The following is a 20,761-nucleotide window of genomic DNA, read 5'->3' as shown; positions in this document are numbered from 1 at the left end:
CGCCGCGCGCCGCCCGTCCCGGGCCTCAGCGCTTGGCGCCCTGGAGGTTGGTGTTGTCGAGGTTGGTCTCGGCGAGGTTGGCCTCGCGCAGGTCGGCTCCGCCCAGGTTGGCGCCGCTGAGCTTGGCCCGGCTCAGGTTGGCGCGACCCAGGTTGGCGCCGCTGAGGTTGGTCCAGACCAGGTTGGCGCCCACCAGGTTGGCGCCGCTGAGGTCGGCCCCGTCCAGGCTGGCGTCGATGAGGTTGGTGTGCCGCAGGTCGGCACCCGCGAGCTTCACGCCGGAGAGGTTGGCGCCGGAGAGGTTGGCGCCGTCCAGGAAGGCGTCCTGGAGGATGGTCTCCCGCAGGTCGGCCCCGCAGAGGTTGGCGCCGTCCAGGTTGGCCTGGCGCAGGTCCGTGTCCTTGAGGGTGGTCTGGCGCAGGTCCACGCCGCGGAGGTCGGCCCACACGAGGCTGGCGCTGGTGAGGTCGGCGTTCACGAGCATGGCCTCGTTCAGGTTGGCCTGGTAGAGGCTGGCCCCGCCGAGGTTCGCCCGGGTGAGGTTGGCGTTGCTCAGGTTGGTGCGGTATTCGCCGCGGGACTCGGTGGGCAGGGAGGCCAGGTTGGCCTCGCGGAGGTTGGCGCCCTCCAGGTCGCAGCCGAAGAAGTTGGCGCCGCTGAAGTCCGAATTGCGGAGATCGGCGCTGGCCAGGTCGCAGCCGCTCAGGTCGGCCCCCAGGGCCCGCGCGGAGCGGAGGATGGCGCCGCGCATGGCGCTGCCGGAGAGGTTGGCGCCGTCGAGCACGGCATGGTTGAGGTCCATGCCCTCGAGGACGAGGCCCCGGAGGTCCACGTCGGAGAGGTTCGCGGCGGTCAGGACCGCGCGGTCCAGGGTGGCGCCCTGGACGTTGGCGGCCTGGAGGTTCGCGCCGTGGAAGTTCGCGCTGAGGATGCTGTCCCGCAGGTCCGCACCGGCGAGGTCGGCGCTGCTGAGGTCCGCCCCGCAGATGTTGGCGGTGCGCAGATCGTTGCCGCTGAGCTGGGCCCCCCGGAGGTTCGCGCCGCCCAGGTGGGTCTCGGAGAACTTCGCGCCGCTGAACACCGCGCCGGCGAGGTTGGCGCCGTCCAGGTTGGTCTGGGACAGATCGGCCTTGGAGAGGTCGGCCCCCTTCAGGTTCTTCCGGGAGAGGTCCACGCGGCTGAGGTTGGCCCCCACCAGGACGGTCCCGGCCAGCACGGCGTCCTCCAGCTGGGCGCCGGTGAGGCTGGCGCCACTGAGGTTCGCGCCGCTGAGGTTCGCGCCGCTGAGGTTGATCTCCCGGAGGTCCGCGCCGGTGAGGTCGGCGCTGCGGAGGTCCGTCTGGCTCAGGATGGCCCCGCCCAGCTGGGCCGCGCCCAGGTTGGCGCCGGCGAGGACGGAGCCGCTGAGGTTGGCCTCGCCCAGGTCCGCACCCTTGAGGTTGGCCTCGCGGAGGTCCGCGCTCTCGAGGTTGGTCTGCCGGAGGGTGGCGCCGCCGAGGTCCGCCCGGCTCAGGTTCGTGTGGCCCAGGTCCATGCCCCGCAGGCTGGTGCCGCTGAGGTTCGCACCGCTGAGGTTCGCGCCCTTGAGCTTGGGCACGTCTCCCTTCTCGTACTTCAGGATGTCCAGGTGACGCAGGTCCGCGCCCTGCAGGTTCGCGCCGGAGAGGTTGGTGCCCTTCAGGTTGGCCTGGCTCAGGTTCGCGCCCTGGAGGTTCGCCTCCGTGAGGCTGGCCCAGTGGAGGTCCGCGTCCGCGAGGTTCGCCCCGGCCAGGTTCGCGAGGTTCAGGTTGGCGCCGCCCAGGGTGCTGCCCTGGAGCGTCGCGCCGGAGAGGTTGGCCTTGGCGAGGTTCGCGCCCACGAGGTTGGCCTGGGCGAGGTTCGCGCCCTCCAGGTTGGCGCCCTCGAGCACGGTCTGCCGGAGGTCCGCCCCGCTGAGGTTGGCGCCGCGCAGGTCCTTCCCGCTGAGGTCCACCCCCGTGAGGGTCACCCCCGTCAGGACGGCGCCGGCGAGGTTGGCACCCGCGAAGTTGGGGATGGTGGCGGGCTCGTACTGCTGGATGTCGAAGAAGGTGAGGTCGGACTTCGCGAGGTTGGCCCCGGAGAGGTTCACGCCGGCCATGCGGGCCCGGGACAGGTTCGCGCCCTCCAGGTCGGCCTCGTCCAGGTTGGCGAGCCGGAGATCCGCCCCGGCAAGGTTGGCGCCCCGCAGCTGGGTCTGGTTCAGGATGGCACCCGCCAGGTTGGCTTCGGAGAGGTTGGCCCCGGAGAAATCGAAGCCCCTCAAGTCGAGGCCGCTCAGATCATTGCGCTGGAAGTTCTTCCCCGACTTGAGGATGAAGACCACTTCCTTCCGGGTAAGTTCGCTCATGGAGCTTCCTTTGGGTGACGGGCTTCGGGTGCGGGGTGGCTGGTGGCGGAATCCCCCGCAGCACCCCCGGGGTGCCGGCGGGGCCGGGGCGGGGGAAGGGGCAGATCACGGCCATTGCTGGAGGGGCTTTGGCCTGCCGATGTTTGCGTCAGAGTTTATCCAACGCCGCGAGGCGCCATCAACAGAATTCACGGCGCTTTGCAAGGGTACCCGGCCCGGAATCCCGCGTCCCGTCCGCTTCTCCGGGGCCAGGGGGAGGGGCATCAAAAATCCCTCCCAGGTCAACATTTGGCCGCAGGCGTCCGGTCCGGTTGTGACCCCAGGCACGACAAGGCCCCCTTGCGGGGGCCTTGTCTGGGATCGGGAGAGGTTAATCTTCCCGCTCCGCCTTGTTGAAGGCGTCGGCCAGAGTCGCCTTCTTGAACTCGGGCTGGCGGGCCTTGGCGGCTTCCATGTCGCCCCGCTCCATGTCCTGCTCCAGCTGCTTGACGGAGAGGCCGATGCGGCGCTCGGTGGGATCGAGCTTCACGATCTTCATGGTGAGCTCCTGGCCGGCGGAGAACTCCTTCTGGATGTCCTCCACGCGGCGGCGGGAGAGCTCGGAGACGTGCACCAGGCCCTCGATGCCGTCGCCCAGGTCCACGAAGGCCCCGAAGTCGGTCAGGCGGGCGATCTTGCCGGTGAGGACGGCGCCCACGCTGTGGTTCTCGAAGAAGATCTCCCAGACGTTGGGTTCCATCTGCTTCACGCCGAGGCTCATGCGCTGGGCCAGGGGGTCCAGGCTGAGGACCTTGGCGGTGACGCTGTCGCCCTTCTTCACGATCTCGCCGGGGTGCTTGATCTTCTTGGTCCAGCTGAAGTCGGACACGTGGATGAGGCCGTCGATGCCCTCCTCCAGCTCGATGAAGGCGCCGAACTCCGTGATGTTGCGCACGGTGCCGGTGACGATCTGGCCGGGCTGGTACTTCTCGGCGATGGCCATCCAGGGGTTCGGGGTGATCTGCTTCATGCCGAGGCTGATGCGCCGGTTGTCCGAGTCCACCTGCAGGATGACGGCCTCGACCTGGTCGCCCAGGTTGACCATGCCCTTGGCGGACTTGACCTTCTTGGTCCAGCTCATCTCGGAGACGTGCACCAGGCCCTCGATGCCGGGCTCCAGCTCCACGAAGGCGCCGTAGTCGGTGATGGAGACGACCTTGCCCTTGACCGTGGCCTGGATCGGGTAGCGCTCCTCGACGGAGAGCCAGGGATCCGGGAACTTCTGCTTGTAGCCGAGGCTGACGCGCTCGGTGTCCTTGTCGTACTTGAGGACGGCCACTTCGACCTTGTCGCCCACCTGGAACATCTCGGAGGGGTGGTTCAGGCGGCCCCAGCTCATGTCGGTGATGTGCAGCAGGCCGTCCACGCCGCCCAGGTCCACGAAGGCGCCGTACTCGGTGATGTTCTTGATGGTGCCCTCGACCAGCTTGCCTTCCTCGAGGCCCGCCAGGGTCTCTTCCTTCAGGCTGGCGTTGATGGTCTCGAGGAACAGCTTGCGGGACAGCACGATGTTGCCCCGGCGGCGGTTCACCTTGATCACCTTCATGTCGAAGGACTTGCCGAGGTAGGGATCCAGGTTGCGGACGGGCTTCATGTCCACCTGGCTGCCGGGCAGGAAGGCGCGGATGCCGATGTCCACGGCCAGGCCGCCCTTGACCTTCTCGAGCACCGTGCCGTGCACGGTCATGTTGGAGCGGAAGGCCTTCTCGACCTCGTCCCAGATCTTCATCTTCTCGGCGCGCTCGCGGCTGAGGCGCACGTTGCCGTTGGCGTCCTCGAGCATCTCGAGCAGGACCTCGACGACGTCGCCCACCTGCACGCCCTGCGTGCCGTCAGGGTTGTTGAACTCGTCCAGGTTGACGGTGCCCGACCCCTTGTAGCCGATGTCGACGATGACGTCCTTGCCGCGGATCTCCACGACGACGCCGCGGACCACTTCCTCCTCGCGGAGGCCCCGGGTCTCGCCCTGCAGGGCTGCCATGAACTCCTGGCCCTCCGGACTCTCGTCCTCGACGTATCCCGCGTCCAGCACGGTGATGCGGCCCATCTGCTTGGAGGCCTTGCCCCTGATGATTGCTTCTAGCTTGGACATGAAGTCCACCTCGTTTGGTTGCGCCCGCGCTCTGGCGGTGCGCTGGAATCCCGGCACACGAAGTCCGGCAGAACGGACAGACTACCCTGGAACTCCCGGGGAGGCCAGCGGAGGAATCCGCCCGATCGGGTCACAATGGGCCCATGAGCACCAAGCAGGAGCGAAGGGCCACTTTGGCGCAGCCGACCATCTCGCCGGAGCAGCGCGTAGGCGGGATAGGGCCGCATCGGCGTAGCCGATGGCGGGGCCATGGGCCCGAGGGCGCAGCCCGAGCCAGGCCCGCAGGGTGCGGCACAGGAAGTGCCGCATGAGCCCAGAGCAGGAGCGAAGGGCCACTTTGGCGCAGCCGAAGCCCGCAGGGTGCGGCACAGGAAGTGCCGCATGAGCCCAGAGCAGGAGCGAAGGGCCACTTTGGCGCAGCCGAAGCCCGCAGGGTGCGGCACAGGAAGTGCCGCATGTGCCTGATCGCCTTCCGATGGGAACCCGGGACCGCCGAGCCGCTCCTCCTCCTGGGGAACCGGGACGAGTCCTACGACCGCCCGACGGCCCCCCTGGCCTGGTGGGCGGGGGGCCGGCTTCTGGCGGGGCGGGACCTGCGGGCCGGCGGCACCTGGCTGGGGGTGGCCAGGGACGGGCGGTGCGCGGCGATCACGAACTTCCGGCAGGCCGGCCCCCCGCGACCGGAGGCGCCCAGCCGGGGCCACCTCCCCGCGCGGTTCCTGGAGGGGGAGCTTTCCGCGGGGGCCTTCCTGGCGGCCCTGCGCGGGGAAGCCGGGCGGTACAACCCCTTCAACCTGATCCTCTTCGATGGGGGCGAGCTGGTGGGCTACCAGAGCCGGGACGACCGGATGATCGCCTTCGACCCCGGCCTCCACGTCCTCTCCAACGGGGACTTCGACGAGCCCTGGCCCAAGGCCGAGGCCCTCCGGGAGCGCCTGGCGGCGGTGGATCCCGGAGACGACGCGGCCCTGCTGGCGCTGCTGGAGGACGACCGCCCCTTCGAGGAGGCCCACCTACCCCGCACGGGCGTTCCGCTCGCCTGGGAGCGGGCCCTCTCGCCCATCTTCGTGAAGACGCCGACCTACGGCACCCGGGCATCCACCCTCCTCCGCCTGGGTCGGGAGACCGTGTCCGTCCTCGAACAGCGGTTCACGGCCAGCGGCCGGGAAGGGCGTACGGCGGTGGCGTTCCCCCGGTCCGGCCCACCCTCGGAGTGCTAGGCTGGGAGGCATTCCTCCCGGAGGCTCCCGTGGTCGGCATTCGCAGGGTCCTGATCATGCTGTGCCTGGCGGGGGCGGGTGCCTTCGCCCAGGCGGGTCCCTCCGCCGGGGCCCCCGAGGCCCGGCAGACGGCCCTCGCCGTGTTCAAGATCCTCCAGCGGCAGGACTGGGTGGCCCTCTACGCCACCGTGGCCCTTTCCGAAGGCGCGACGGACGGCCTTCCGCCCCGTGCGGAGGACTTCGCCGCCGACGTGCGCAAGGGGATCGGCAGGAACCAGGCGGCCGTGGACGAGGTGTTCGGGGGCATGTCAGACGTGGCCGTGGGCGAAGCCGAGATCCGCGGGGACTATGCCACCCTGCCGACGTCCTGCACGATCACCCTGCGGGGGCAGAAGGTGACCTTCCGGGGCCGGGCCCACCTCATCCGCCGGCATCACGCGTGGAAATGGGACCTGACCTTCTCGGACAACGCCGAGGACGCCACGAGCCGGGCCCTCACCGAGCTGGTCGGAAAGCCGCCGGAGGGCGGGAAGTAGGGGCTAGACCGAGATCACCACGACCTCGGGATCGACATCCTTCTGGAGCATGCCCTCGATGGCCATGAGAGTGCCGGTGAGGCTGGCGGGGCAGCTGCCGCAGGCGCCCCCAGGTGAGCATCGGCCGGATCATGACCTGCTTCTCGCGCCGGCCGACGAACTCCAGTCCTCGCCATCCATCGCCAGGGAGTCTAGACCGAGATCACCACGAGCTCGGGATCCACTTCCTTCTGGAGCATGCCCTCGATGGCCATGAGGGTGCCGGTGAGGCTGGCGGGGCAGCTGCCGCAGGCACCCATGTACCGGATCATGACCTGCTTCTCATGGCGGCCCACCAGCTCCAGGCCGCCGCCGTCGGCCGCCAGGGCGGGCAGGATGCCGCTCTCCAGCACCAGGCGGATGTCCCTGAGCAGGGGGTCGTCCGCGTCGTCGATCTTGCTGAAGACCCGCGGCGCGGCCGGGGCGCCGGAGGCGCCGCCCGCGCCCGCGGCGGCGCGGATGGGCGCGGCCAGGAGGGGCAGCATCTCGGGCCAGCCCTTGTCCTCGGTCTTGCTCACCGTGAGGAACTTGTCCTGCATGAAGACCGACGTGACGTGACCCACGGCGAAGAGGGCCTTGGCCAGCTCGTCATGCTCGGCGGTCTCCGCGTTGGGGAAGGACTTGGGGAAGCCCACGGCGACGGGCTCCTTCAGCACGAACTTCACCGCGTTGGGGTTCGGCGTGTACTCGATTTCGGCAATCTTGGGCATGGGCTACTCGGTGGAGGCTTCGGCCTCGCCTTTGAGCGCGGCGTGGAGGGTGGCCCAGGGCAGGACGGCGCACTTCACCCGGCTGGGGAGGTCCTTGACGCCCTGGAAGAGGACGAGCTTGCCGAGGAGGGGCGTCTGGGTGGCCGGGTCCAGCTCGCCGCGCACCATGCCCCGGAACTGCTCGGCCATGGCCTCGGCCTCGGCCACGGGGCGGCCCTTCACCGCTTGCGTCATCAGGGAGGCGCTGGCCACGTCGATGGCGCAACCGCTGCCCTGGAACTTCACCTCCTGGACCAGGCCATGCTCGACGATCAGCGTCAGGTCCAGCTGGTCGCCGCAGAGCGGATTGTGGCCCTCCGCGTGGTGGGTGCAGGGCTCCAGCTTCCCAAAGTTCCGGGGCTTCTTGTTGTGCTCCAGGATCACCTGCTGGTAGAGCTCGCGGGGGTCGGTCATCGGATACATCCGAGGGAGGAGAGGAAAGATCCACCGCCAAGACGCCAAGGGGCCAAGAAAGAAAACGCACCTTTGCCTTGCTTGGCGTTCTTGGCGTCTTGGCGGTGATTTGTTCTCATTTGAACAACTCGATGGCCTTCTGGATGGCCGAGACCAGGATGTCGACCTCCTCGCGGGTGTTGAAGTAGGCGAAGGAGGCGCGGGTGGTGGCGGGGATGCAGAAGCGCGTCATCACGGGCTGGGCGCAGTGGTGGCCGGCACGGACCACGACGCCCTCGCCATCCAGCAGGCTGCCCATGTCGTGGGGGTGGATGCCGTCCACCACGAAGGAGAGGACGCTGGCCTTCTCCTTCGCGTTCCCGATGACCCGGAGGCCCGGGAGGGCGGAGAGCTTCGCCGTGGCGTAGGCCAGCAGCTCGTGCTCGTGGGCGGCGATGCGGTCGAGGCCCAGGGCCTGCACGTAGTCGAGGGCCGCGCCCAGGCCGATGGCGGCGGCGATGGGGGGCGTGCCCGCCTCGAACTTGCCGGGGGCCGGCATGTACGTGGTCTTCTCCCAGGAGACGGAGCGAATCATGCTGCCGCCGCCCTGCCAGGGGGGCATGGCCTCCAGATGGGCCAGCTTGCCGTAGAGCACGCCGATGCCCGTGGGGCCCGAGAGCTTGTGGCCGCTGAAGGCGTAGAAATCGGCGTCGAGGTCGCGCACGTCCACGGCCAGGTGGGGCACGGCCTGGGCGCCGTCCACCACCACGGGAACCCCCTTGGCGTGGGCCCGGGCGATGATCTCCTTCACGGGGTTGATGGTACCCAGGACGTTGCTGACGTGGACCAGGCCGAGGACCTTCGTGCGCGCCGTGATGAGCTCGTCGAGCCCGTCCAGGATCAGCTCTCCCGCATCGTTCATGGGGATGACCTTGATCGTGGCGCCCTTCTCCTGCGCCAGCATCTGCCAGGGCACGATGTTGGCGTGGTGCTCCATGGCGGAGAGCAGGATCTCGTCGCCCTCCTGCACCACCATGCGGCCGAAGCTCTGGGCCACCAGGTTGAGGGCCTCGGTGGTGCCCCGGGTCCAGACGATCTCGCGGGTGGAGGCGGCACCGAGGAAGCCGCGCACCTTCTCGCGGGCCTCCTCGTAGCGGTCCGTGGCCTCCTGGCTGAGGGTGCTCACGCCCCGGTGGACGTTGGTGTGCTCCTCCCGCTCGTAGTGGGACATGCGCTCGATGACGGGCAGGGGCATCTGGCCGCTGACGGCGCTGTCGAGGTAGACCACGGGCTTGCCGTGGAAGACCCGGGAGAGCAGGGGGAAGTCCCTGCGGATGGCCTGGATGTCGAGGGGCTGGAGGGTCGTCGTCATGCCAGGTCTCCCAGCGAGGCCGCCTGGGTGCGGGCCAGGACCAGGTGCCGCAGGCTGCGGCGGAGGCTAGCCACGGGGATGCGGGCCAGCAGGTCGGCGGCGAAGCCGTAGGTGAGGAGGTTGCGGGCGTCCTCGGGATCCAGGCCGCGGCTCTGGAGGTAGAACAGCTCGTCGGGATCCAGCTGGCCCACGGCGGCGCCATGGCTGCACTTCACGTCGTCGGCGTAGATCTCCAGCTGGGGCTTGGTGTCCACCCGGGCCTTCTCGGAGAGGAGCAGGTTGCGGCTCTGCTGCTGGGCATCCGTCACCTGGGCCCCGGGGGCCACGCGGACCTGGCCGTTGAAGATGGCGCGGGCCTGCCCGTCCACCACGCACTTGTGGAGCTGGCGGCTGGTGCCGTGGGGCTCGGCGTGGTGCAGGAAGCTGTGGGTGTCCGCCACCTGGTTGCCCCCCAGGAGCGCCAGGCCGTCGAGGGTGGCCTCGGCGCCCTCCGCCAGGCGGATGCGGGGCCGCTGCCGGGAGAGGCGCCCGCCGAAGCTCAGGGTGCGGGAGTGGTACTGGCCGCCCCGGGCCACCTCGGCCTTCAGGGCGCTGAAGTGGAAGGCCTCGGTGCTCTCCCGCTGGATGCGCTCGTGGCGAAGGATGGCGCCCTCGGCCACGCGGATCTCCACCACCGGGCAGCTCAGGTAGGTGCCCTCGCCGTGGTGCTCCTCCACCAGCTCCAGCTCGGCGCCCCGGTCCAGGGCCACCAGCAGGCGCGGGAGCATGGTGGGCACGGTTCCGTCGCCCGCGGACCGGCTGAGGAAGAGCAGGTGGAGCGGCACCTCCACGCGGACGTTCTGGGGGACGAGGAGGACGGCGCCCTCCGTGAACCGCGCGGTGTTCAGGTCCTCGAAGAAATCGGGGGCACCCTCGCCCAGGGTTCCCAGGAGGCGGCAGGCCTCGCTGGCGGCGGAGATGGGGAAGAACCGGACGCCGGGGGGCAGGCCGGTCGCGCAGCTGGCGTGGGGGGCGTGGAACCCGTTCACGAACACCTGGCGGGTGGCCATCATCTCGGGGTGGATGTAGGGCTGGATGTCGGCGGAGGCGGTGGTCGGGACGGCCGGTGCGGCCGGGCGGAAGGCGGGACCGTGCAGGAGTGCGAGATCCAGGTACTTCCAGTCCTCCATGCCCGTGTCGGGCAGCGCCTGGCCGGCCAGGCGGGCCTCGGCGGCCGCCCGCAGGGCCTCCCAGCCCTCGGGACGGGCCCCGGCCAGCAGGTCGGAGAGCGGGCTGGCGTCGACCGCAGGCGTCATCGGCGGCCCCCGGCGGCGGCTTCCTCCAGCACCCAGTCGTAGCCGCGCTCCTCCAGCTCCACGGCCAGCTCGGGGCCGGCGCTCTTTAGGATGCGGCCGCCGGAGAGCACATGGACGTACTGGGGGCGGATGGTCTCCAGGATCCGGGGGAAGTGGGTGATGACCAGCAGGGCCCGCTCCGGTCGCATGAGCTGGTTCACCGCGTCGCCCAGCACGCGGAGGGCGTCGATGTCGAGGCCGCTGTCCAGCTCGTCGAGGATGGCGAGCTTGGGCTCCAGCACGGCCATCTGCAGGATCTCGTTGCGCTTCTTCTCGCCGCCCGAGAATCCCTCGTTGAGGCTGCGGTCGAGGAACTCCTCCTTCATGGAGACGAGCTTGATCTTCTCGCGGATGAAGTCGTCGAATTCCAGGGGGTCCAGCTCGTCCCGGCCCTCGGCCTCGGCCTTCTTGTTGTAGGCGAGGCGCAGGAAGGCGGCGTTGCTCACGCCGGGCACCTCGATGGGGTGCTGGAAGCCCATGAAGAGGCCCGCCCGGGCCCGCTCATCGGCCTCCAGGGCGAAGAGGTCCCGCCCCTCGAAGGTCACCTCGCCACCCGTCACCTCGTACGAGGGATGGCCCACCAGCACCTTGCCCAAGGTGGACTTGCCGGAGCCGTTGGGGCCCATGATCGCGTGGATCTCCCCCGCCTTGATCTCCAGGTCGATCCCCTTCAGCACCGGCGTGCCGTTGATCGAGGCGGTCAAGTTCTTGATCGAAAGCATCGAAACTCCAAAACAGAAAAGATTCACCGCCAAGACGCCAAGGCGCCAAGAAAGAAAAGGTTTTTCCTGGTATTCCTTGGCGTTCTTGGCGTCTTGGCGGTGTTCATTGTTCTTCAGCCCACGCTTCCTTCGAGTTTCAGGGAGAGCAGCTTGGTGGCTTCGACGGCGAACTCCATGGGGAGCTCGCGGAAGACGTCCTTGCAGAAGCCGTTGATGATCATGCTGATGGCTTCCTCGGCGGGGATGCCGCGCTGCTGGAAGTAGAGCAGCTGCTCCTCGCCGATCTTGCTGGTGGTGGCCTCGTGCTCCACCCGGGCGCTGCGGTTCTGCACCTCGATGTAGGGGAAGGTGCTGGCGCTGCAGGTCTGCCCGATGAGCATGGAATCGCACTGGCTGAAGTTCCGGGCGCCCTCGGCCTTCGGCTGCACCTTCACGAGGCCGCGGTAGCTGTTGGAACTGTCCCCGGCGCTGATGCCCTTGCTGACGATGGTGCTCTTCGTGTTCCGGCCGATGTGCACCATCTTGGTGCCGGTGTCGGCCTGCTGCTTGTGATTGGTGAGGGCCACGGAGTAGAACTCGCCGATGCTGTCGTCGCCGAGCAGGATGCAGCTGGGGTACTTCCAGGTGATGGCGCTGCCCGTCTCCACCTGGGTCCAGCTGATGTGCGAGGCCCGGCCCTTGCAGAGGCCGCGCTTGGTGACGAAGTTGAAGATGCCGCCCACCCCGTCCTTGTCGCCGGCGTACCAGTTCTGCACGGTGCTGTACTTGATGGAGGCGTGGTCCAGGGCCACCAGCTCCACCACGGCCGCGTGCAGCTGGTTGGTGTCGAACTGGGGGGCCGTGCAGCCCTCCAGGTAGCTCACGCTGGCCCCCTCCTCGGCGACGATGAGGGTGCGCTCGAACTGCCCCGACTCCTTGTTGTTGATCCGGAAGTAGGTGCTCAGGTCCATGGGGCAGGCCACCCCCTTGGGGATGAACACGAAGCTGCCGTCCGTGAACACGGCGCTGTTGAGGGCCGCGTAGAAGTTGTCCGAGTAGGGCACCACGCTGCCCAGGTACTTCTTCACGAGGTCGGGATGCTCCTTCACCGCCTCGCTGAAGCTGCAGAAGATGATGCCGACGGCCTTCAGCTTCTCCTTGTAGGTGGTGGTCACGCTCACAGAGTCGAAGACCACGTCCACCGCCACGCCCGCGAGGGCGGCCTGCTCGTGGATGGGGACGCCCAGCTTCTCGAAGGTGCGCCTCAGCTCAGGATCCACCTCGTCCATGGAGGCGTACTTGGGGGCTTTGGCCCTGGGCGCGCTGTAGTAGACGATCTTCTGGAAGTCGGGCTTCGGATACGCCACCTTGGCCCAGTCGGGCTCGGCCATGGTCAGCCAGTGGCGGTAGGCCTTGAGGCGGAAGTCCAGCAGCCAGTCGGGCTCGCCCTTCTTGGCCGAGATGAAGCGGATGACCTCCTCGCTGAGGCCGGGGGCGACGCTGTCGGCCTCGATGTCCGTCACGAAGCCGTACTTGTATTCCTGGCTGGTGACCACATTGAAGGTCGAGTTCATCGTCCGCTCCCACGTCGTTCCATTCTGGAATCCCGACCAAAATTGTCAACTTAATAGGCCGGGAGGTGATCCCGGTCACGCGCGGGGGGCCTCCGCCTCGAGTTCCTCCAGCAGGGTGCGGATCTGGCCCTGGACGCCCTTGGCCTGGCCCTCGTTGAGGTCGCCGGGATCCGCGTCGAGGCCCGCCTGGAGGAGGGCCCGGGCCTCCTCCCGCTCGCCCAGGCCCGCGAGGGCGGCCCCGAGCTGGAAGTGGTTCACGAGGGTGGGCTCCCGCTCCAGGATGGGATCGAGGAGGTCCAGCACGGCCTGGTGGTGCTTGAGGGCCAGGAGGTACTGGCCGAGCAGGGTCCGGGCCCGGGGCTCCAGGCCCGGCAGGGGGTGGGCGTGGAGGCGCTGGACCTCCACCAGGTCCTGCTCGGTGGCCTGCCCGTTCATGAGCCGGTAGGCCTGGCGCATGAGGGCGGCCTCCCAGGCGCCGGAGCTCTTGGGGTGGCGGGTGAGGAAGGCGTCGAGGGCCCGGGCGATCTCGACCTCCCGCTTGCGCTCCATCAGGTGCTCCAGGGCCAGGCGCAGGGCCAGGAAGCAGAGGCGGGGGTGGCGGTCGGAGCAGGCGAAATCCAGGGCCGCCTTCATCTGCTTCTCGGGATCCCGGCCGAAGGCCAGGCGCAGCTCCAGCCATTCGGAGCGCTGGCTGCGGCCCTTGCGGCGGACCCGCTTCAGCAGGGCCTCGGCTGCCTCCGGCTGGTCCGCGTCCAGCAGGTCCTCCGCCTCGTCCAGCAGGTGGTGGGTGGCGGGCTTGCCGTCCCGGGCCTCCCGGAGCTGGAGATGGTCCTCGGCGTCCAGGAGCAGCAGGAGCTGGGGGTCGCCCGGGTTCTGGTTCAGCAGCTCCTGGAGGATGGCGAAGGCCTTGGCCCGCTCTTCCAGCAGGAGGTAGGCCTCGGCCAGGGCCTCCCGCACGTGCAGGTCGCCCGGCAGGAAGGCGCTGGCGTCCTTGAGGGCCGGCACGGCCTGGGCGCCGTCGCCGCGGCTCAGGTGGACCTGGCCCAGGAGCAGCAGGGTCTCGCCGTCCTTGCGCCGGTTCACGGCCTCCTGGGCCGCCTCCAGGGCCCCCTGGAGGTCCTCCTGGTCCAGCAGCAGCTCGGCGAGCATCATGCGGGGCTCGGGATCCTCCGGCCGGATGTCGGCCGCCTGGTGGAGGGCCTCGATGGCCTGGTCGGCGTGCTCGGGCAGTTCCTGGAGCAGCTTGGCCAGGAGCATCCACGCCTCGAAGTGCCGGGGGCTCAGGCCCACGGCCCGGCGGGCGAGGACCTCCGCCTCCTCGAAGTTCTGGGCCGCCTCATGGAGGGAGGCCACGGTGAAGATCAGCTCGTAGTTCTTGGGATCCAGGGGCAGCACCTGGCCCAGGCGCTGGGCGGCCTCGGGCAGGCTGCCGGATTCCAGCAGGGCCGTGGTTTCGAGCAGGGCCCGCTTGAGCTGGGACATGGACTTGGGCCGGGCGATGGGCAGGATGCGCGCCCGGTAGCGGGTGAACAGCTCCCGGGCCCCGATGAGGTGCAGGTTGTCCTCCACCAGGTGCTCCCAGCGCTCCGAGAAGCTGTGGGCATCCAGCTGGCGGTTCTGCTCCATCTCCTGCACCAGGGCCATGAGGCCGTTGCGGAGCATCACCTCGCTGCGCTCCAGCTTGCCCAGCTGGTCGGACACGGTCTCCAGGTAGGTCTCCACCCGGCGGAGGGTCTCCTCCAGGGCGGTGATGCGCTCCAGGAGGTGCTCCTCCAGGTCCTCGCCCTCCTCGGCCTCCTCGGGCTCGTCCTCCCAGGTCTGGTCGCCGGCGAGGATGAGCAGGCGGGTCCCGCACTTCCGGCAGGTCTCCCGGTCCCCGGTGTTCCAGGTGAGGCAGTTCTGGCAATAGGAACCGGGGGTTTCGCTGACCATGGCACCAGGATAGGAGGGATCGCCCCGCCGGGGGGATTGAGCGGGATTTTCCCGGCCCTGTCCCCCCGGGGGCCCGATGGCCGTATGCTGGGGAGCCTCGAGGGTGCGCCATGAACGAGGAACGGGAAGGCCAGGACAAGCGGCAGGAAGCCATGGAGTGGGTGAGCAAGGCCTACCAGCTCCACATGAAGGGCGAGATCGAGAAGGCCGTCGCCCTCTACACGCGCTCCCTGGAGATCCACCCCACCGCCGAGGCCTACACCTTCCGCGGCTGGGCCCGGTCCTCCGAGAAGGACTACGCCGCCGCCATCGAGGACTGCCACCGGGCCATCGACCTGGATCCCGAGTTCGGCAACCCCTACAACGACATCGGCGCCTACTACCTGGAGCAGGGCGAGCCCGACGACGCCATCCCCTGGCTGCGCATGGCCCTCAAGGCCCAGCGCTACGAGAGCTACTGCTTCCCCCACTTCAACCTGGGCCGGGTCTTCGAGGCGAAGGGTCAGTTCGACCTGGCCCTGGAGCACTACCGGAAGGCCCTGGACGAGAACCCCCGCTATACCCTGGCCGTCCGGGCCGTGGAGCGGGTGAAGGGGAAGCTGGCGCCGAAGGATCCCGAGGCCATCGGCTAAGAGTGCCCAACAAAACCCCCACGCGGCATCGCGAGGGCCGCCGGGCGAGCGAGGCGAGGAACGCGAGGGAGGCTCCGGCTCCACGAGCCGCGGGCGAGTGGGAGGCACGCAAAGCGTGCCGTCAGACGGAGGGCGTAGCGGCATCGCCCTCCACCTGACGGGCCCTGCCTCGCAGGGCCCTCCCGCTCGCAAGCTCGCGGAGGTGGAGCCTCCCCGCCGGCCCTCGCCCGGAGGGAGAAAGCCAGGTGGGCGCCCCGCGGCGTCACGGCCCTTGAACGATGTCCCGCATCGCCCTGCGGGCCCTTCCTTGCGGTGCATCCCACCTGACTTTCTCGCGGCCTGGTTGGGGTTTTGTTGGGCACTCTGAACTGTGGTGAACTGGAGGCGAGGTTCGCCATGAGATTCACCATCGCCCACAGCCCGGATTCCGACGACGCCTACATGATGGCCCCCCTGGCGCTGGGGTGGCTGGACCCCGAGGACTTCGAGATCGCGTTCGTCCGCAAGGACATCGAGCGGCTGAACGCGGAGGCTCTCGAGGCGAAGTACGACGTGACGGCCATCAGCTTCGGGGCCTACCCGGAGCTGAAGGACCGCTACGACCTGCTGACGGCGGGGTCGAGCATCCAAGAGGGCACGGGCCCCCTGGTGGTGAGCCGTGTGCCCCTGCAGCCCGCGGCCCTGAAGGACGTGCTGGTCGCCATCCCCGGCAAGCGGACGAGCGCCTACCTGTCGATGCGGAAGTGGTGCACCGCCCTGGGCTTCGAGCCCCGGGTGCACCTGGTGCCCTTCGACGAGATCATGCCCGCCGTGGCGGCGGGGCGCTTCGAGGCGGGCCTGCTCATCCACGAGAGCCAGCTCATGTACCAGGACGCCGGGCTGCACCTGGTGGCGGACCTGGGCGACTGGTGGAAGCGGGCCTTCGACCTGCCCCTACCCATGGGCGGCAACGCCATCCGGAAGGACCTGCCCGCGGAGGTGAAGCAGCGCTTCGCCATCCTCATGCGGAAGAGCGTGGAGCTGGCCCGGGCCCGGCACTGGGAGAGCGTGGACTACAGCCAGTCCTTCGGCCGCGGCATGGACCGCGAGATGGTGGGCCGCTACGTGAACGCCTGGGTGAACGACTTCACCGTGGATCCCGGCCCCCGCGGCCGCGAGGCCGTGGGCAAGCTGCTGGGCCTCGAGCCGGTGTGGATCCAGGGCTGAGGCCCGGCCCCGCAGGACAAGGCATCGACGGGGAAGGGCACGCTCCCCGGCCCCGGACTCACCCTCAGCCTGACCCGGCGCTACGGGTGCGCCGGCGGCCCAACTTCCGCTTGATCCGAGTAGCCCGCGGGTCTTGAATGGGGATCCTGAGCTCATCTTTGATGGCCCGGCTTCCCCGCGGAGGGTGCCATGCGTTTCAGGAGATTCGATCTTCCCGCCATGCAGAGGGACACCGGCGGGGGGTCGGCCTGGCGGATCCTGCTGGTCTGCCTCGCGCTCCTGGGGGCCGCGTTCCCGGCGCGGTCGAAGGCCCCGCCCTGTCCTCCGGTGATCGCGGCGCTGGCACCGAAGGGCGCGGTGCGCACGACCGGGAGCTACCAGGGTCAGGGCCCCATGGCCCTGGGCGGCGGGACCGCCGACCTGCCCTTCCCGCACCCCTGCCTCACGGAGAAGTTCCCGGCGAAGTGGAGCCTGGAGCTCCAGCACTACTCAGGCGAGGGGGTGCAGCTGCTCCAGATGCAGGTGGCCGGCTTCGAGCAGCAGGTGATCGAGAACGAGAAGGGCGAGGTGGAGCGCCGGCGGGGCAAGGCGGGAAACCCCGCCCAGGGTGATTCCGTCCGCCTCGAGCAGGTGGCGGGCGGCACGGTCATCCTCTCCACCCGGACCCGCCGCTGCCCCTGGGGCGGCGTGGCCGACCACCGGAAGGAGCCGCCCCCCATCCCCGTCGTCCGCCTCGTGGGGGTGGCCCACACGGACAGCACGCGCATCACCGTGAAGATCGAAGGCGACATGAGCGCGGAGGCGGCCCTCGCCGCGGCCCGGGAGACCTTCGAGAACCTGGCCAGGTACCGCTTCTAGCCCCGAAAGGATCCGCCATGAGCCGAGTCGCGCTTCTTCTCACCACCCTCCTCGCCGCGCTGCCGGTCCTGGCCCAGGCCGACAAGGCCGGCTGCCGGGACCATCCCCTCTTTCCCACCCGCATGCCGGGCTACGCCCTCCGGGACTGCAAGACCGAAGCCTTCGGGCGCTATGAATTCTGGACCACGAACCCCAGGGAGAAGGTGCCCGTCGAGGGGAAGTTCACGTTCCTGACCTACACCCTCGCCGACCGGAAGAACGAGCCCTCCGCGGTCGCCGTGGTGCGGAACTACGAGAACGCCATCCTCCAGGCCGGCGGCAAGGTGCTCCACAAGCGGGCGGACTGGTGGGTGAACGGCCAGATCACCAAGGACGGCCGGGAAGCCTGGGTGCAGGCGGAGCGGGGGAACGGCACGATCTGGCTGCGCATCGTCGAGAAGCAGGCCATGGCCCAGGACATCGTGGCCGACGCCGCGGCCCTGGGGGGCGGCCTCGCCGCCACCGGCCATGTGGCGGTCTACGGCATCTTCTTCGACACCAACAGGGCCGAGGTGAAGCCGGAGTCCAGGCCCGCCCTCGCGGAGATCGCCCGGCTGCTCGGGCAGTCTCCGGCCCTGAAGCTGAAGGTGGTCGGCCATACCGACATGACGGGCAACCTGGAAGCCAACCTGAAGCTCTCCCAGGCCCGCGCCGAAGCCGTGGTGCAGGCCCTCGTCAGCCAGCACGGCATCGCCGCCGCCCGCCTGAAGGGGTACGGCGTGGGCCCCCTGGCCCCCGTGGCCTCCAACGACACCGAGGAGGGCAAGGGCCGGAACCGGCGGGTCGAGCTGGTCAGGGATTAGCCACCGCTCTGGCAGCGCCGGGCGACCCTCACTCCCGCCCGGCCTCCACCCGGATGGGCACGCGGAGGCGCTGGCCGTTCCGCTCGAGGTCGAGCTGGGCCGTGCTGCCCAGGGGCAGGGCCTCGATGGCGTCCAGGAGGGCGTCCCAGTCGGCCACGGGGCGGCCGTTCACGGCCTGGATGAGGTCGCCGGGGAACACGCGGCGGCCCTCGGCCCCCACGCCCCGGAGGCCCGCCTGGGCCGCGGCGCCGCCCCGGTAGACCTTCCCCACCATCACGCCCTTCTGGGGCCCGAAGGCCCGTTCCACCATGCGGGGCGAGAGGGGCTCGAAGCCCAGATCCGGCCGCTCCAGGCGCCCCCGGGCGATGAGCTGGGGCACCACCCGGTTCACGATGTCCACGGGCATGGCGAAGCCAATGCCGGCGCTGGCGCCGCTGGGGCTCTGGATGGCCGTGTTCACGCCGATGAGGCGGCCCGCGCTGTCCAGCAGGGGGCCGCCGCTGTTGCCCGGGTTGATGGCGGCGTCCGTCTGGATGACCCCGGAGATCCGGCGGCGCGTCACGCTCTGGATCTCCCGGCCCAGGGCGGAGACGACGCCCGTGGTGAGGGTGGCATCCAGGCCGAAGGGATTGCCGATGGCGAGCACCGCCTGGCCCACCTGCAGGTCCGCGCTGGTGCCGATGGGGATGGGGCGGAGCTTCGCGGGCGGCTTGAGGATCTGCAGCACGGCCAGGTCCTTGTCCGGGGCGCCGCCGACATAGGTGGCCTCGTGCTGGCTGCCGTCGGCAAGGGTGATGTAGGCCCGTGCGGCGCCCTGGATCACATGGAAGTTGGTGACCACGTGGCCCTGGGGATCCCAGATGAAGCCTGTGCCGGCGCCGGCAGGGGTCTCCACCACGTCGAAGCCGAAGAAGTCGCGGGCCCGCTCCTCCGTGGTGGTGATGTACACGACGCTGGGGGCGGCCTCCTTGAACCGCTGGATGGAGACCTGCTCCCATTCGTACAGGGGGCCGCGGGGATCCACGGGCCGGGGCCGCGCCAGGGCCGGCGCCAGGGCGTGCCCGCACCAGGCCACGAGCATGCCTGCGGAGAGGATGCCAAGGATGAGGACGGCTTTTCGCATCGGGGACCCCTGGGGGAGCGTGTCTGCTCCTCAGAGGATGCCTCCGACCTGGCCCGGGTTACAGCTTGAACCCCTGCACCACGGCGCGGAGGCCCTCGGCGACCCGGGCCAGCTCGTCGGAGGTCTTGGCGATCTCGTGGACGGTGGAGGCCAGCTCGTGGGTGGCGGAGGCGTTCTGGGCCAGACGCCCGGTGGTCTGGGCCATCATCCCCGCCACTTCCTGGCCCGTGGCGGCCTGCTGGCGGGAGAGCCCGCCGATCTCCGTGATGCTCTGGGCCATGCCGCCGATGCGCTCGCGGATGGCCTCCAGGCTGGCGAGGGTGGCGTCCACGCTCTGGACGCCGCCGGAGACCACCTCCTGGGTCCGCAGGATGAGGGCCTCGATCTCCCGGGCGGCGGTGGCGGAGCGCTCCGCGAGCTTCCGGACCTCCTCGGCCACCACGGCGAACCCCTTGCCCTGCTGGCCGGCCTTGGCCGCCTCGATGGCCGCGTTGAGGGAGAGGAGGTTGGTCTGGCGGGCGATCTCCTGGATGACCGACACGGCCTGGACGATCTGGCCGGTGACCTGCTGGATGTCGGCCATGCCCCGGGCGGTGCCCTGGCCGGCCTCGGCGCTCCGGTCCGTCTCCTGGACCACGTCCCGGCTGCGGGTCTCGGCCTCCTGGGTGCGGCCGGCCACCCGGTCGGCATTGGTGCCGAGGCTCCGCATGGCCTCGCTGACCTGCTCCCCGGCGGTCTTCAGGTCCTCGCTCACGCGGGCGATCTCGGCCACGGCCTGGGACATCTGCTCGGCGGAGGCCGCCAGTTCCGTGCTGCCGGAGGCCACGCGGGTGGCGTATTCGGACACATCCAGGACGGTCTTCCGCATGCCGCCGTTGTAGTCGTTGAAGGCCCGGGCGGCCTCGCCCACCTCGTCCTCGACGGTGACCCGGATCTGCCTGGACAGGTCGCTGTGGCGGAGCCCCTCCACCAGGTGGTGCAGGGGCCGGACCATGCGCCGGGCCATGGTCCTGGCCAGCAGGTACACCAGGGCCGACACGGCGAGCATGCCCGCGAACATCACCAGGGCGATGGTGCGCACCTGTCGGTCCACGTCGTCCACGTAGACGCCGGTGCCCACGGTCCACCCCCAGGGGGCGAAGGTCCGCACGTAGCTGACCTTGGGGAAGAGACCCTGCTCGCCCGGCTTGGTGAATTCGTAGCTGTGGAATCCGCCCTCCGGATGCTGGGCCACCCGGTCCAGGTCCCTGAAGAGCTTCACGAACACCGGGTCCCCCAGGTCGTCCGTGGCCTTGCCGTCCCAGTCCGGGTGGGTCCCGTGGGCCACGATGCGGGGGCCGGGGGACTGGATCCAGAGGTAGTTGGTCTGGTCGTACCGAAGGTGCTCGATGATCTCCTTCCCCCGGGCCTGGGCGGTCTCCAGGGACCGCTTCCCGGCCTGGACCTGGGCCTGCTGCTCCTCCAGCAGGCTGAGGGCGCTCTCCACGACCTGTTTCACGCCCTCCTGCTTGGCCGACATCACGGCCCGGTGGAGCGTCGGGAGCACATAGAACGCGAAGAACAGCAGGAACAGGCCCACCGGCAGGAGGGCCAGGGCGAGCACCTTGCCGGAGAGGGAACGGAACTGGAACCGAGTGCTGGCCATGACTGACTCCAGGTAGGTGGCTGCTTTTCGGCCAAGGAGGGGAAGAGTTGATTTCAGTTCACAAGACTCTGGAATCTCCTGTCATCAACCTGAATGATTCGGGGAG

General features: G+C 69.6%; 17 protein-coding genes. 6 read left to right on the top strand and 11 right to left on the bottom strand.

The features are described from left to right. Window positions 1-25: 25 nt before the first annotated feature. A complete protein-coding gene (locus tag QSJ33_RS10325) occupies window positions 26-2,368 on the bottom strand; it encodes a pentapeptide repeat-containing protein (RefSeq protein ID WP_285725404.1) in 2,343 nt (780 codons plus the stop codon). A 370-nt stretch (window positions 2,369-2,738) separates the two neighbouring features. After that, the gene (locus QSJ33_RS10320) at window positions 2,739-4,499 is read right to left on the bottom strand and encodes a 30S ribosomal protein S1 (protein ID WP_285725384.1); all 1,761 of its coding nucleotides are present in this window, start codon (window positions 4,497-4,499) and stop codon (window positions 2,739-2,741) included. Window positions 4,500-4,954: 455 nt separating this feature from the next. Between QSJ33_RS10320 and QSJ33_RS10315 the strand changes: the two genes are divergently transcribed. Both QSJ33_RS10315 and QSJ33_RS10310 read left to right on the top strand, forming a co-directional pair. Further along, window positions 4,955-5,719 carry an NRDE family protein gene (locus tag QSJ33_RS10315; RefSeq protein ID WP_285725375.1) on the top strand — a complete coding sequence of 255 codons (765 nt, stop codon included), beginning with the start codon at window positions 4,955-4,957 and terminating at the stop codon, window positions 5,717-5,719. A gap of 29 nt (window positions 5,720-5,748) precedes the next feature. After that, on the top strand, window positions 5,749-6,255 hold the full coding sequence (locus tag QSJ33_RS10310) for a hypothetical protein (protein ID WP_285725367.1): 507 nt from the start codon (window positions 5,749-5,751) through the stop codon (window positions 6,253-6,255). Window positions 6,256-6,446: 191 nt separating this feature from the next. On the opposite strand, the gene QSJ33_RS10305 is transcribed toward QSJ33_RS10310, so the two are convergent. The 7 genes from QSJ33_RS10305 to QSJ33_RS10275 all read right to left on the bottom strand — a co-directional run bounded on the left by QSJ33_RS10305 (window position 6,447) and on the right by QSJ33_RS10275 (window position 14,349). Continuing rightward, complete coding sequence (locus tag QSJ33_RS10305; protein WP_285725359.1) at window positions 6,447-7,004, bottom strand: NifU family protein; 558 nt, start codon at window positions 7,002-7,004, stop codon at window positions 6,447-6,449. Between the two features lie 3 nt (window positions 7,005-7,007). Continuing rightward, window positions 7,008-7,457 carry a Fe-S cluster assembly sulfur transfer protein SufU gene (sufU, locus tag QSJ33_RS10300; RefSeq protein WP_285725350.1) on the bottom strand — a complete coding sequence of 150 codons (450 nt, stop codon included), beginning with the start codon at window positions 7,455-7,457 and terminating at the stop codon, window positions 7,008-7,010. A gap of 115 nt (window positions 7,458-7,572) precedes the next feature. Next, complete coding sequence (locus QSJ33_RS10295; protein WP_285725343.1) at window positions 7,573-8,808, bottom strand: aminotransferase class V-fold PLP-dependent enzyme; 1,236 nt, start codon at window positions 8,806-8,808, stop codon at window positions 7,573-7,575. Further along, complete coding sequence (gene sufD, locus QSJ33_RS10290; RefSeq protein WP_285725334.1) at window positions 8,805-10,103, bottom strand: Fe-S cluster assembly protein SufD; 1,299 nt, start codon at window positions 10,101-10,103, stop codon at window positions 8,805-8,807. Before sufD ends, QSJ33_RS10295 begins: the two co-directional genes overlap by 4 nt. Further along, a complete protein-coding gene (sufC, locus tag QSJ33_RS10285; protein WP_285725326.1) occupies window positions 10,100-10,864 on the bottom strand; it encodes a Fe-S cluster assembly ATPase SufC in 765 nt (254 codons plus the stop codon). The genes sufD and sufC overlap by 4 nt, the downstream gene beginning before the upstream one ends. A gap of 113 nt (window positions 10,865-10,977) precedes the next feature. After that, complete coding sequence (gene sufB / locus QSJ33_RS10280) at window positions 10,978-12,417, bottom strand: Fe-S cluster assembly protein SufB (protein ID WP_285725319.1); 1,440 nt, start codon at window positions 12,415-12,417, stop codon at window positions 10,978-10,980. A 75-nt stretch (window positions 12,418-12,492) separates the two neighbouring features. Continuing rightward, the gene (locus QSJ33_RS10275) at window positions 12,493-14,349 is read right to left on the bottom strand and encodes a tetratricopeptide repeat protein (RefSeq protein ID WP_285725311.1); all 1,857 of its coding nucleotides are present in this window, start codon (window positions 14,347-14,349) and stop codon (window positions 12,493-12,495) included. 110 nt (window positions 14,350-14,459) lie between these two features. Between QSJ33_RS10275 and QSJ33_RS10270 the strand changes: the two genes are divergently transcribed. The 4 genes from QSJ33_RS10270 (at window position 14,460) to QSJ33_RS10255 (ending at window position 17,887) form a co-directional block, all read left to right on the top strand. Then, on the top strand, window positions 14,460-14,981 hold the full coding sequence (locus tag QSJ33_RS10270; RefSeq protein ID WP_285725303.1) for a tetratricopeptide repeat protein: 522 nt from the start codon (window positions 14,460-14,462) through the stop codon (window positions 14,979-14,981). 396 nt (window positions 14,982-15,377) lie between these two features. After that, complete coding sequence (locus QSJ33_RS10265; protein WP_285725296.1) at window positions 15,378-16,187, top strand: MqnA/MqnD/SBP family protein; 810 nt, start codon at window positions 15,378-15,380, stop codon at window positions 16,185-16,187. Between the two features lie 189 nt (window positions 16,188-16,376). Continuing rightward, entirely contained in the window at window positions 16,377-17,045 is a 669-nt protein-coding gene (locus tag QSJ33_RS10260; protein WP_285725288.1) for a hypothetical protein, read from the top strand. Window positions 17,046-17,062: 17 nt separating this feature from the next. Then, entirely contained in the window at window positions 17,063-17,887 is an 825-nt protein-coding gene (locus QSJ33_RS10255) for an OmpA family protein (RefSeq protein WP_285725285.1), read from the top strand. Between the two features lie 28 nt (window positions 17,888-17,915). Here the strand turns inward: QSJ33_RS10255 and QSJ33_RS10250 are convergent, their stop codons facing one another. Further along, complete coding sequence (locus tag QSJ33_RS10250) at window positions 17,916-19,010, bottom strand: S1C family serine protease (RefSeq protein ID WP_285725283.1); 1,095 nt, start codon at window positions 19,008-19,010, stop codon at window positions 17,916-17,918. Between the two features lie 58 nt (window positions 19,011-19,068). After that, window positions 19,069-20,655 (bottom strand): methyl-accepting chemotaxis protein, encoded by a 1,587-nt coding sequence (locus QSJ33_RS10245; RefSeq protein ID WP_285725281.1) that lies wholly within the window; start codon window positions 20,653-20,655, stop codon window positions 19,069-19,071. Window positions 20,656-20,761 lie beyond the last annotated feature (106 nt).

Origin of the sequence: Geothrix rubra (assembly GCF_030268065.1) — a bacterium.
In the GTDB taxonomy this organism is placed as follows: Bacteria; Acidobacteriota; Holophagae; order Holophagales; family Holophagaceae; genus Geothrix; species Geothrix rubra.
Note: the sequence above shows the minus strand (reverse complement) of the source record. Positions and strands in the feature narration are given on the sequence as shown.

Bases quoted from the DNA above. Each gene is read 5' to 3' on its own strand.
- QSJ33_RS10270 (WP_285725303.1), top strand. From the start codon at position 14,460: ATGAACGAGGAACGGGAAGGCCAGGACAAGCGGCAGGAAGCCATGGAG.
- QSJ33_RS10325 (WP_285725404.1), bottom strand. From the start codon at position 2,368: ATGAGCGAACTTACCCGGAAGGAAGTGGTCTTCATCCTCAAGTCGGGG.
- sufC (WP_285725326.1), bottom strand. From the start codon at position 10,864: ATGCTTTCGATCAAGAACTTGACCGCCTCGATCAACGGCACGCCGGTG.
- QSJ33_RS10255 (WP_285725285.1), top strand. From the start codon at position 17,063: ATGAGCCGAGTCGCGCTTCTTCTCACCACCCTCCTCGCCGCGCTGCCG.
- QSJ33_RS10245 (WP_285725281.1), bottom strand. From the start codon at position 20,655: ATGGCCAGCACTCGGTTCCAGTTCCGTTCCCTCTCCGGCAAGGTGCTC.
- sufD (WP_285725334.1), bottom strand. From the start codon at position 10,103: ATGACGCCTGCGGTCGACGCCAGCCCGCTCTCCGACCTGCTGGCCGGG.
- QSJ33_RS10315 (WP_285725375.1), top strand. From the start codon at position 4,955: ATGTGCCTGATCGCCTTCCGATGGGAACCCGGGACCGCCGAGCCGCTC.
- QSJ33_RS10295 (WP_285725343.1), bottom strand. From the start codon at position 8,808: ATGACGACGACCCTCCAGCCCCTCGACATCCAGGCCATCCGCAGGGAC.
- QSJ33_RS10250 (WP_285725283.1), bottom strand. From the start codon at position 19,010: ATGCGAAAAGCCGTCCTCATCCTTGGCATCCTCTCCGCAGGCATGCTC.
- QSJ33_RS10305 (WP_285725359.1), bottom strand. From the start codon at position 7,004: ATGCCCAAGATTGCCGAAATCGAGTACACGCCGAACCCCAACGCGGTG.
- QSJ33_RS10265 (WP_285725296.1), top strand. From the start codon at position 15,378: ATGAGATTCACCATCGCCCACAGCCCGGATTCCGACGACGCCTACATG.
- QSJ33_RS10260 (WP_285725288.1), top strand. From the start codon at position 16,377: ATGCGTTTCAGGAGATTCGATCTTCCCGCCATGCAGAGGGACACCGGC.
- sufB (WP_285725319.1), bottom strand. From the start codon at position 12,417: ATGAACTCGACCTTCAATGTGGTCACCAGCCAGGAATACAAGTACGGC.
- sufU (WP_285725350.1), bottom strand. From the start codon at position 7,457: ATGACCGACCCCCGCGAGCTCTACCAGCAGGTGATCCTGGAGCACAAC.
- QSJ33_RS10320 (WP_285725384.1), bottom strand. From the start codon at position 4,499: ATGTCCAAGCTAGAAGCAATCATCAGGGGCAAGGCCTCCAAGCAGATG.
- QSJ33_RS10275 (WP_285725311.1), bottom strand. From the start codon at position 14,349: ATGGTCAGCGAAACCCCCGGTTCCTATTGCCAGAACTGCCTCACCTGG.